Source organism: Lancefieldella parvula (genome assembly GCF_963547875.1).
GTDB classification, from domain to species: Bacteria; Actinomycetota; Coriobacteriia; order Coriobacteriales; family Atopobiaceae; genus Lancefieldella; species Lancefieldella parvula_D.
This window is the reverse complement of record NZ_CAUUSI010000004.1, coordinates 20,798-32,915: the sequence shown is the minus strand read 5'-3', so window position 1 is coordinate 32,915 and position 12,118 is coordinate 20,798. Positions and strand designations below refer to the sequence as shown.

Below are 12,118 nucleotides of genomic sequence, written 5' to 3'. Positions count from 1 at the left end.
TAAAAACGTAAAAGCCCTGTCATACACGCGTATGACAGGGCTTTTCTTGTGAGGTAAAACGTACCGCTCGACGACCTTCTCGCCAGATGACGCGCTTAGGCAGTAGGCTACTCGCTTCTCAGTGCCTGAACTGGATCGGACTTAGCTGCCCTACCTGCAGGAATAAGACCTGCAAGGAGCGTCAAGACAACGCTAATCAGAATCAAAATGAGCGCACCATTCAGCGGCAAGACCACCAGGTTGTCTACGTTAAACATGGCTTTGACCACAGCATTTGCGGGCAAAATGAGTAGCTGCGTAATGCCAATACCCATAACACCAGAAATAAGACCTTCGATAAACGTCTCCGCGTTGAATACGTTGGCAATGTCTCGCCTGGAAGCACCAATGGAGCGCAAAATACCAATTTCCTTTTTACGTTCAAGGACCGAGATAAACGTAATGATGCCAATCATGATGCTAGAAACAACAAGCGAGATAGATACAAATGCAATAAGCATCGCAGAAATCATATCCACAATCAGCGTAACAGAGCTCATCAGCGCACCGACAATGTCGGTATAGGTAATTACCTTAGACTCTTCGCCAGCAGCCTTTGCGTCAGCGTTGTACGTATTAAGAATTTCAACAATCTTTTCTTTACTTGCAAAGTCTTTCGGATAAATGTTGATTGACGTGGGCTTATTAAGGTCCGCATATCCCATCTTAGAAAGATTTGACTCATACGTTGCTGGCGTTGCCCTTAGCATTGACGCAGCAATAGCTGCTAGCTGCGATGGGTCAGCATTGAGCTTAAAGGCACTTGCGAGCGTTGCTTGATCTACCTGCATTGCATTGGACATATTTGCCACAACGCCCTGCATAGCTGTATTGAGTGCGCCTGCAATCTGATTTTGCATTCTTGAAGCAACCTGCGTCATCACGCTTGTCAACGCGGACTGTACATATACGCTCATAGCACGCGTAATAGCTGTAGAAAGTGTACTTGCAATCTGTGATTGATAAGCACTCATAAGCCTCTGAGAAACCTCAGCCTGAACACTTGGAAGGTCTGGGTTGGTTCCCAGCTTATTTGCTAGAGCACTAACCAGCTGTTGCTGCAGGTCATCGGTATCAACCGCAGAAGAAACCGTAGTTACAATCTGCGTACGTACCTGATCTGTTGCAAGGTAGTCTGCCATGGTCTTACCGGGATTAGCGGCGCTCCAAGAGTTCCATCCCAGAGCAATATTGCCCATGAGCGAAGAAATAGCAGCTTGTCCCCCTGGTTTGAAATTAACGGTAATGCCAGAAAGAATCTGCTGAATGTCTGCTGCAGAGAGCTCTGGGAAAGCCGCCGCCAGCGCAGCTGGATCAAGCGAAGACGTAACAGAAGACAGAACATCGCTATCAGACAAATTAAGCTGTGACGGATCAAAAGCAGGTAACTGCACGTCAGAAAGGTCAAGCGAGGACATATCCAAACCAGACAGATTAATTGACGAGAAGTTCAGCGCCTGTGAATTAAAGTTAAACGCCGAAGACAGCACGTTAGAATCAACGGAAATGAGAGAGCTGATAGAAAGTCCCTCAGAAGTTTGACCGTTCTTCTCGTCCTCAAAGGTTTTACCAGTGAAAACGTCAACATCTGGACGATTCATCTGATCCTGGACAATAGGAGATGTCTCTGCATCAGAAATCATCTTCTGAGTCAGTTGTGGTGTGTAGTAAATGCCCTCAGAAAGCGCTCCCGTGGTAGTTGGGTCTTTTGCCTGAACAACACCAACAATATGCAGGTCAGGTGCATTGGCAATGAGGTTATTCATGTATGACTGATCATCGGATTTGTCTGTCCAGACACCAAGATTACTATCCCAAACATAACGTTGATTAGGCATAACCAGCTTAAACGTTGGAGACATCAACTGCTCGTAGGTGTATGTACTATGAGACTCTTCGATAGTGCCAGATTCTCCACTTGCAATTTTATCAACGGTAGAGCGCAGACCAGCGTAATCACGCAGGCCAAGCGTATACTCCAAAAAATCATCCATGGTGCCGTTTGGACGCAACACCAAAACAGCCTCGTTCCAAGCAGTAGGCCATCTACCAGCTCGAACAGTATAGCGATCCTCGTAAATAGAAGGATTGCCAGGAAGCTCACCAAAAAGCGATGTACTTGCAAAAGAAGCCAGTGGACTATATGACGGAATCTTAGGCGATACCTTAGAGAAAGTAACGTCTGGCTGCACCTGAACAGGATCAGAAGAGCCAGAGTCCGCGCCTGCCGGCAGGTAGATGAAGGGGCTTACAGAATAGCCATACGTAATAGCGCTGGCATACGTGTTAATGCCGCCGCCATTATTGTCGAGAAAAGCCTTCAAGCTGGTCAGGTCATTAGAACCAATACTTTCAGCCTGCATACCTAGCCTGTTGTTAGTAGGAATAGCACCTTCAGCAGGTTGATTTTCTAGCTTTGCAGCTTCTGCATTTTTCTGATTTTGCGTCATCTCGCTTTGTGCATCTTGCGTTTGAGAATCAGCCGAGTCAGAGCTGCTTCCACTTCCAGAAATAAAGGAAGAAATATTAACGGACTGTTCAGAGATGGTGAGTGGATACATTGAAAGCGTATCCTCCTCAACCTTTTTGATGTAACCGTTTGCACCATTTGCCAGCGCCAGAATTGCTGCAATACCAATAATGCCAATTGAGCCCGCAAATGCGGTCATGAGCGTGCGACCCTTTTTGGTCATGAGGTTATTAAACGAGAGACCCAGTGCAGTCAGAAGCGACATAGAGGTCTTGCGAGAAGGCTTGGCTTCTCGACGAGCAACGCTTGCAACATCAAATGGATCTGAATCAGCAGTTACCTGACCATCTGCCAGTTCAACAATACGCGTTGCATACTGATGAGCCAGCTCAGGATTATGCGTAACCATGATAACTAAACGGTCCTTGGCCACCTCTTTGAGCAAATCCATAACCTGTACGGATGTTGAAGAGTCAAGTGCTCCTGTTGGCTCATCTGCCAGCAAAATCTCTGGATCATTTACCAGCGCACGAGCAATAGCCACGCGCTGCATCTGTCCGCCAGAAAGCTGATTTGGGCGCTTATTTGCGTGCGCTTTAAGGCCAACCTTATCAAGGGCTTCAAGCGCACGTTCATGACGTTCTGACTTAGAAACGCCAGAAAGTGTCAATGCAAGCTCAACGTTACTTACCACGCTTTGATGAGGAATAAGGTTATAGGCCTGGAATACAAAACCAATGCGGTTGTTTCTATAGGTATCCCAGTCTCGCTCTTTGAACTTCTTGGTAGAAATACCATCTACCAGCAAATCTCCTGAGTCAAAGCGATCAAGACCACCAATGACATTGAGCATAGTAGTCTTACCCGAGCCCGAAGGACCAAGGATTGCTACAAACTCGTTATCCCTAAACGCAACGGAAATATGGTCCATTGCAGTTTGTTCAAATCCACCAGTGTTGTAACGCTTTGAAATACCTTTAAGCTCAAGCACGCGTTGCTTCTTTCTTGTTGGACTGTATGGAGCGCGGGACTTTCCTGTTAGTTGGCTGCGTCTTCGTTAGCTGTATCTGTATCAGCTACACCGTTCTTCTCGCCAGCGGCTGTCTGAGCTTCCGTATCTTCTGCAAATGGATCAGCAGTGACGTCTTCAATAACCTTCTGCTGAGCCCAGCTTAAGCCATAGAACAGGCCAAAGAGCGTCCAGAACCATGGAGCATAGAGCATGACAACCATCAAGAGGGCAAAAAGTCCTCGGAGAAGAGTCCAAGGGAGCACTACAATCAGGAAGAAAAAGAATGGCAGCACAAAGAGGACTGCTGCAAGAGCGCGCAGTACAACTGCCACTGTCTTAGTCAACGAGAAACCCGTATTGCGTGCAATAAGCAGACCTACCAGGCCAGCAATGCCAAAATACAGCATGATTGGCGCAACAAAATAGGAATAGAACAGCGGTGTAGAAGGGTCTTGAGGCAGCGTTTGCCTAAGAACCATCAAAACAATTCCCAAAACCGTTAAAACGCCAAGAAATGATGCGTTTCCAATAAAAGTCTTTTTCGTCATAGTTAACTCCTTTGAGAAGGGGTATTAAGTATAGTGTAACTAGTACCTTGTTCCCGACCTTGGCTATTTCATACGCGAGATGTCGCTAAAACCGCTGCTCTCCATATGTTTCAGGGTCAAACGTTTGAATTAAAGGAGTTTTTCATGACTGATGCAGAACTCAAAGCAAGCGCCGAGGCGTTTGTTAACGAGCACTGGGAAGAGATTATTGAGGATATTCGCTACCTTGTGCAGGTAGAGTCCGTTGAGGATCTGTCCCTTGCAGAGCCTGGCAAGCCTTGGGGTCCTAAGTCTTATGAGGCACTTCACCGCGGTCTTGAGATTGCAGAGCGTCTAGGCCTTGAGACCACAGACGTAGACGGCTATCTGGGCTTTGGTGACCTTCCTGGTGAGTCCGAGAAGTACCTTGCTACCATCGCTCACTCCGACATTGTTCCTCTTGGTAAGGGATGGACGGTAGACCCGCTTGACGTTACCCGCCGTGAGGGCTTTATTCTGGGGCGCGGCGTTCTGGACGACAAGGGTCCTCTGGCACTCTCACTCTGGGCAGCACACTACTTTGTTGAGCAGGTAAAAAAGACTGGCAAGAAGCTTCCTTACACCTTGCGCGCCATTGTTGGTAACAACGAAGAGACCGGCATGGGCGACGTCCCTTACTATCTCTCCAAGTATCCAGAGCCAGCATTCTGCTTTACTCCAGACGCTGAGTTCCCTCTTATTTGCGGCGAGAAGGGCGTGTACCACGCTCAGTTCACTTCTCCAAAGATTGCTGGCACACACAGCGAGAAGATCGTTGAGCTTGACGGTGGTACCGTACCTAACGCTATCCCAGGTCTTGCAAGCGCACTTATTCGCGCTGACGCATCTACCTTGGCTGACACTGATTCCATTAAGGTTGAGGACGCAGGCGTTGAAGATGATGGCACCAAGCTTGCTCGCATTAACGCAACAGGTAAGGGCGGACACGCTTCCATGCCTGAAGGAACTGTCAACGCAATTGGCCTGCTTGTAACCTACCTGCTTGATAACAACCTCTGTGGAGAGGCAGAGCGTGACTTCTTGACCTTCTCGCAGCAGCTTTGCTCAACTACTGACGGTACTGGTACGGGCATCCAGAGCGCTGACGACAAGTTTGGTCCTCTGACCTGCATCTCTGGTACCATCCGTACCAAGGGTGATGTGTACGTACAGACTATTGACTCCCGCTATCCAACCTCTACCACCGGCGAGGCAATTACTGCTCGTATGACTGAGTTGGGCGCCGAGCATGGTTGCACCTTTGAGGTTCTTTCCGATGCAGTTCCTTTCTACATTGACCCAAGCTCTCCTGAGATTACTACCCTTCTTGATACGTTCCATGAGTACACAGGAAGCAAAGAGCAGGCGTTTGTTATCGGTGGCGGCACCTATGCACGTCACTTTAAGCGTGCCGTTGCCTTTGGTCCTTATGACAGCAAAGCTGCAAAAGATCTGCCTGAGTGGGTTGGTATGGAGCACGGTCCTGACGAGGGAATCTCTGAGGAATGGCTCAAGCGTGCTCTTAAGATCTACATTGTCAGCATTGCTCGCCTGATGCAGCTTGACCTGTAAAACTACAAGCACAGAAATGTAAGAATAAAGCCTCTGTATTCCATTTGATTTGACTGCCTCCCATTTCTTGGACATAAGAAATGGGAGGCAGTTCATATGCGGGGGATTTGATTCTGCAGCGTGTTAGCGTCGGCTTTTAGGCCTGGCGCACAAAATAGCGCAGCTTTGGTAGGTCTCGCTGAAGAATCGACATGTTCCCAATCAAGATAGCCAGGCAGCTAGGCGGCCGCACTACCCGATATGCATCTCTATGCATAAACTTAATCTAATATGCTGGAAAATGAATAGACTTATATAAGAAATTTAACTATCGATAAATTCTGTATCTACGGAACACACCTAAGTCGGATAATCTGCTCAGATGAGGGCATTTTACACATCTAATGACGATAATCTGCATGATTGAGGTATTTTCTGCGTCATGTATACGTCTTTTTAACAGATTATCCGACTTAGGTGTGTTTTGAACTGCCTCCTATTTTTTGTGTCTAAGAAATGGGAGGCAGTTCAGATACAGAGGCTTTTTGCAAGCAATTGCTTTTTACATGCTACGCATTGGAACAAATCTTCTTCCACAAGCGTAGACCATAGCTATTAGGAAGTCCTGCTTCAATACGAATAGCCAAGTACCATCCCGTGGCGTTATAAACCAACTCAAAGATATCTTGGCTGTTTACGGCAGGGATGCCCTGTGTTAATGCTGTAAAGACAATTCTTACTATGTCAAACAGAACGATAACGGTAACAGCAAGAATATACGGTCTAATAAATCGGGCATCATTTGAACCCTTTAGAGCTAAAAGACCTGCAATAAGAGAAAATACTGCACCAACTGTTACTAAGAAAATGGTAAGGATTCCCTGTTGTTCAAGGAATTGATTAACCGTATCTAAAACTGGTTGATTTACAACTCTAGAAAAATCATGCAGTCCAAGCAGAATCAGAACTAGAAAAAGTGCAATTCCGCTCAATGCAATAGAGACCAGCGAAAAGAAATGAAGAACTCGCTGATGACGAGAGCGCCAATATGTAGTTCCCACGATACCCTGGTCATGCTCCTTCTTTACTTTATCCGCAAGATTTGAACAAATTACCACGTAAACTATAGTATTAAGTTGAACAAAGGGATCAAGAATAATCAACTCTCCTCTACCCCAGGCCCATAAAATTCCTACCAGAATAATCAAGCCAATCAGATAGCAAAGAAATCTGTATGGTTCAACTTTTGATGAGTCTTTGGCGGCACGTAATCCAAATATTGAGGTAATAACTTGCAACATACCAATAAGAAGTACAAATACATAACCCAGAAGTACGTTATTGCTAAACGTAAAATACACGCCACTAAACTCAAGCCTCTCCAAAGGAACTGCAGGCTGTAAGCCCATAAAAGTTGAAACAAGAGATCCAGTTGTAGTTAAAACATCTGCCGCGCCCAAGATAATCAATACAATTGAAACGATACGTAAAATATGTTGAGCAGGGGTTCTAGGAATAGTAGCTTTGACTCGGTCAGACGCAGGACGCTCCAATGGCTCATCTTCACCAACTACAAGGATTTTCTCGGCACGTTGTGCTACTTCAGAAACGTTTTCTGCCAGCTCAGAGGATGCCTCAGTGACCTTTTTAGAGAGCTCTTCTACCTTTGAATTTTTAGCCAGCTTGGCGATCTCAGCACCGATATCTTTTTTCTGTTCCACTGACACAAAAAATCCTCACACTTGTCCAAAATGTTCAAATAAATCATAGCATTAGCTACTTTGCTGTGTTAGTATGTGCAACTGTCCGTGTACCTGCAGGTATGTAAGGAGGCTTGTTCGATGCTTTTTTAATCTTCTCGTGAGCGTGTCACATGTCCACACCACGAGTTTGTCTGACATGTTCCACCACTAATCGAGGAGAAGTATGGAATCGAATAAGCTTTTTGCGGAAACACCACCATTTAAATTATTTTTACGAGCAGCCCTTCCGGGTGCTATTGCTATGCTTGCGTCGATGCTTTACGACACTGCAGATGGAATCCTTGTTGGACGCTATCTGGGTCAGGATTCCTTTGGCGCGGTTACCATTGCCATTCCACTGGTTATTCTCTGCTTTGCTGTTGCCGACCTTATTGGCGTTGGAGCCTCTGCGGTCATTGCCGTTGAGCACGGCAAGAAAAATCACCAGACAGCCAATAACATCTTTACCATTGCTTTTATCATGCTCGTTACCACTGGTGTTATCAGCGGCATTTTCTTCTACTTTTTTGCGCCAAACGTTCTAGCACTTATGGGTGCTCAAGGAAAGATTGCCGAACAAGGAACCATTTACCTGCGTGTATGGACCCTTTTCTTGCCGGTAATGTGCATCTCATACGCCGTTGATAACTTCCTTAAGATCTGTGGCAAAATTAGGCGCTCTACCAGCATTGCCTTTATTTCCGCAATTCTGGGAACCGTGCTTGAGTACTACTTCTTAGGTGTTTTGGGATTATCCGTTGAGTACGCAGCACTGGGTTACTGCATCTCAATTACCTTCTCGTCCCTTTATGGCATCTGGCCGTTTATTGGCAACAAGCAAATCCTTAAGTTTGTAAAGCCACACTTTAATTGGACACAAATCAAAGAAATCTTTGTAAACGGCTTCCCTATCTTTATGCAGAACATCTCAAGCAGGATTTATTCCCTGCTTATGAACGCTGCCCTGCTAAGCCTCGGCGGAGATATTGCCATTGCTTCTTATGGCGTGCTTCTCTATTCTGGCGGACTCATTCAGCCGCTCATTTATGGACAAGCTGATGCTATGCAGCCAGCCATTGGTTACAACTGGGGCGCAAAGAAAAAAGATCGAGTGCTTGCTATCGAGAAGTACATTTTCTCCACAGGCATTATTATTGGCATCTTTGCCTTCTGCGTCTCGTTCTTCTTCTCGGAGTTCTTGGTCAAACTCTACCTGCCTGAAGGAACGCAAGAGCTGCTCAACATGGCCATCCCAGCTATGCGCATTCATGCTTTTATCTTCATTTTTAGCTGGATTACCATGTGCACCGAGAGTCTTGCCATTGCTCTGAAGCAGACAAAGATTTCCAATCTCTTGAGCATCTTTATGGCACTTATCTTCCCTATCAGCTCACTGCTGATACTGAAGCCATTTGGTCTGGACGCACTTTGGTACGTGTCAGTTGTGTCCAATATACTCTCAGCACTGCTCTCTGTTGGCTGCCTCATCCACATCTATCGCAAGCATTTCAAAGGTGTGAATTCAGACGGTGTTGATGGCGCTGATGCTGTATCCGATGGCACTCAGGAAGAGGACTCCGAACTCACCGATGCAGAGCTCGCCGAGGCAGAGCTTTCAGCTCCCGAGCTCTCCAGCCCAGAAGATCACCTGGACCCAGAATCCATCTCCCGAGCTCAATAGCCTGCTCTCTCACAGCTCCGCGCAACAACTTACTCCTCACAAAAACATGGCGAGAAGATCTTCTGATTCCAAGATCTTCTCGCCATAAACATAAGCGGTTATAGAACGTCTACCTACAGCGCAGCAAGTGCCTGCTCGACGTCGTTGATAAGGTCCTCAGTACCCTCAATACCGCAGCTCAGGCGTACGGTACCTGGGGTAATGCCTGCTGCCACAAGCTCCTCATCAGTAAGCTGACGATGCGTTGAGGAGGCTGGGTGCAAACAGCAAGAACGAGCGTCTGCAACGTGCGTTGCAATAGAGAAGACCTTGAGGTTGCCCAGGAACTTCTCGGCAGCCTCGCGGCCACCAGCAACGTCAACGGTGATGACACCGCAGGAACCGTTTGGCAGATACTTCTGAGCCAGCTCGTAGTACTTATCGCCTGGAAGGCCAGGATAGCTTACGTGTGCAACCTTAGGGTTGTTAACAAGCGCCTCGGCAACTGCCTGGCCATTCTTGCAATGCTGAGCCATACGAACATGCAGGGACTCAAGGCCAAGGTTAAGATAGAAAGCATTCTGTGGCGACTGAATAGAACCAAAGTCACGCATAAGCTGAACGGTTGCCTTAGTAATAAAGGCGCCACCATTACCAAAGGTATCTGCATAGACAAGGTTGTGATACGAAGGATCAGGCTGGGTTAGACCTGGGAACTTATCTGCATGAGCAGCCCAGTCAAAATTGCCACCGTCAACGATAGCGCCGCCAACAGCAGAGCCATGACCGTCCATGTACTTGGTAGTGGAATGGGTCACAATATCTGCTCCCCACTCAAGAGGACGGCAGTTCACAGGCGTGGCAAACGTATTGTCAACAATCAGTGGCACATCGTGGTCATGAGCAGCCTTTGCCCAACGTTCAATATCAAGAACAACCAGTGCAGGATTTGCAACAGTCTCACCAAAGACGCACTTTGTATTTGGTCTGAATGCTGCGTTAATCTCCTCGTCAGTTGCATCTGGTGAGATAAACGTACACTCAATACCCATCTTCTTAAGAGTGATAGCAAACAGGTTAAAGGTGCCGCCATAAATGGTAGACAGGGAGATAAAATGATCTCCAGCCTCAGCAATATTAAAGACGGCAAAAAAGTTTGCGGCTTGACCAGAAGACGTCAGCATTGCAGCCGTACCGCCCTCAAGCGCACAAATCTTTGAAGCTACGTTATCAAGCGTTGGATTTTGAAGACGAGAATAGAAATAACCCGCAGCCTTGAGGTCGAACAACTCTCCAAGCTGCATCGACTCGTCATATTTGAACGTGGTTGATTGAATGATAGGCACTTGCCTAGGCTCACCGCAACCAGGCTGATAACCGCCCTGTACGCAGCGAGTCTCGATGCTCTCAGACATAGCATCCTCCCTCATAATCATCATCCACGCCGCGCAAACGTCAATGCGCTCCAAACGTGGACTATGTGATTATCTAAGGATACTAGTCTCTCTACCCTCAATAACACGCTCAATCAAAACTTTTTCATGTTCTGAAACAATTGCGAGGTCTGAGGTAACATCTCTGAAGTCCATGGAGTCTTTCCACTCTTTGACCAGAGAAATATTGCGCTGAGCTGTGCAAACAGTACTAAGCTCAGAGTCAATATCCTGCATAATCTGGGTGTAATTTGCGCGTTTCTCGCCCAACATGTCACTGAGGTGGAAAAGAATGTGCTCAACTTCACGAACTTCTCGCCTTGCATGGTGTACCTCAGAGAAGCTGGTCATATCCAGGCCAAACAGGCGCGCATCAATAGTCTCAAGCATGTAATCAAAGCGGCTGCTGACATCCTCAAACGAGATGCCATCCTGCAGCACTGCATCTGACCAAGCGGGCTCAAAGAGCTCATCCAGAGCGCAGCGCAGGCTACGGCGAACCGCCTTCTTGCGCAGAGCCTCACAGACACGATCGCGCTCATTCTCGCGAGCTGCCTCGACAGCGCTGACCAGCTTGGAGCCTTGAGAAAGCTCTCCGGACTCCATCAAATCTGCAACGGTATCAGAGAAGCCGTCAATCTCACGAAGGCGCGTAGTTGCACCAAGCATCAGCCTATAAACAGGCTCAGCAATCTCTACTGCCTCCTCGTTAAGAAGTGGCGAGAAGAACTTAGTAAGCAGCTGAGTTCCCCTAAGAGCAAACCTAAATGCTGCGATTACCGCAGGATCTTCTGGATGAGCGCGGAACTCTGCATATGCGTCCTCCAAGTTGGTTGCTGCATGAGCACATGCCTCATCAAGAGCGTCAAGCGTCTCCCAAGGCTGAGTTGAAGGGCCACTGACCAGCCAAAGAAGCTTACCGTGAGGCTCGCGAACATCTCCAAGCTGCTTCCAGACGCACTCATGCTGATGACCAAGTGAACCGCGTACGTCAATTGCGCACACAGCGCCCTTTGTCAGCGGAAGTTCAAATCCCAGCAAAGTCTCTGCAACATAGCCCAAAAATGGAGCATGACCAACAAGAATCAGCGTTTCTGCATCAGCGTGCTCAAGCTCTGCCTGAAGTGCAGGAAGATCTTGATCGTAAAGGGAGTCATGAATCTCGAGGCCCTCAGAATCCAGCGCCTCTGCCACAATCTCTGCAGTTTCAAGCGCGCGAAGAGCAGGACTTGTCCAAATCTCAGCCTCTTCACCCTCTGGTCCCAACAGCCCAAAGATATGAGGATAATTGGCAGATAAAGCCCTCTGACCAGCACGTGTGAGCTCTCGACTCATGTCTTCAGAGCCACGTTCAGATACACCATGTCGTACAAGAACCAAAGTCTTTACCATGTTTACCTCCGCTGGTCATCTGCAGAAAACTGCTCCTTATAGCGTAATAGGACGCTCGCGCAATTTTGCACGAACGTCCCATTTTTACTGCCAACGGGCAAATATATCGGTATATGGCGAGAAAAACTTTTTATCTCGCATCTCTGCTATGCAGTTTTTGCATAACGGCTATGCATAACCTGCACGCAAAAATACAACTAGAAAGACTTTGCAACTGTGGCGGTTGGACTAGCACACCAATCGCATTCCCCTA

Annotated in this window: 7 protein-coding genes; 2 read left to right on the top strand and 5 right to left on the bottom strand. The window is 47.3% G+C overall.

All coding sequences use genetic code 11. From position 1 onward, the window contains the following. Positions 1-107: 107 nt before the first annotated feature. Both RWJ96_RS02785 and RWJ96_RS02780 read right to left on the bottom strand, forming a co-directional pair. Positions 108-3,500 (bottom strand): ABC transporter ATP-binding protein/permease, encoded by a 3,393-nt coding sequence (locus RWJ96_RS02785; protein WP_314018824.1) that lies wholly within the window; start codon positions 3,498-3,500, stop codon positions 108-110. Positions 3,501-3,547: 47 nt separating this feature from the next. Continuing rightward, complete coding sequence (locus tag RWJ96_RS02780) at positions 3,548-4,069, bottom strand: hypothetical protein (RefSeq protein WP_314018823.1); 522 nt, start codon at positions 4,067-4,069, stop codon at positions 3,548-3,550. A gap of 144 nt (positions 4,070-4,213) precedes the next feature. Between RWJ96_RS02780 and RWJ96_RS02775 the strand changes: the two genes are divergently transcribed. Next, on the top strand, positions 4,214-5,659 hold the full coding sequence (locus RWJ96_RS02775) for a Sapep family Mn(2+)-dependent dipeptidase (RefSeq protein WP_314018822.1): 1,446 nt from the start codon (positions 4,214-4,216) through the stop codon (positions 5,657-5,659). Between the two features lie 548 nt (positions 5,660-6,207). Here the strand turns inward: RWJ96_RS02775 and RWJ96_RS02770 are convergent. Next, positions 6,208-7,359, bottom strand: a complete 1,152-nt coding sequence (locus RWJ96_RS02770; RefSeq protein ID WP_314018821.1) for a hypothetical protein — start codon at positions 7,357-7,359, stop codon at positions 6,208-6,210. Positions 7,360-7,564: 205 nt separating this feature from the next. Between RWJ96_RS02770 and RWJ96_RS02765 the strand changes: the two genes are divergently transcribed. Continuing rightward, positions 7,565-9,061, top strand: coding sequence for an MATE family efflux transporter (locus tag RWJ96_RS02765; protein WP_314018820.1), 1,497 nt, complete (start codon positions 7,565-7,567; stop codon positions 9,059-9,061). A 113-nt stretch (positions 9,062-9,174) separates the two neighbouring features. Here the strand turns inward: RWJ96_RS02765 and RWJ96_RS02760 are convergent, their stop codons facing one another. Next, the gene (locus RWJ96_RS02760) at positions 9,175-10,455 is read right to left on the bottom strand and encodes an O-acetylhomoserine aminocarboxypropyltransferase/cysteine synthase family protein (RefSeq protein ID WP_314018819.1); all 1,281 of its coding nucleotides are present in this window, start codon (positions 10,453-10,455) and stop codon (positions 9,175-9,177) included. Positions 10,456-10,524: 69 nt separating this feature from the next. Further along, entirely contained in the window at positions 10,525-11,865 is a 1,341-nt protein-coding gene (locus RWJ96_RS02755) for a phosphoglycerate mutase family protein (RefSeq protein WP_314018818.1), read from the bottom strand. Between the last annotated feature and the right edge of the window lie 253 nt (positions 11,866-12,118).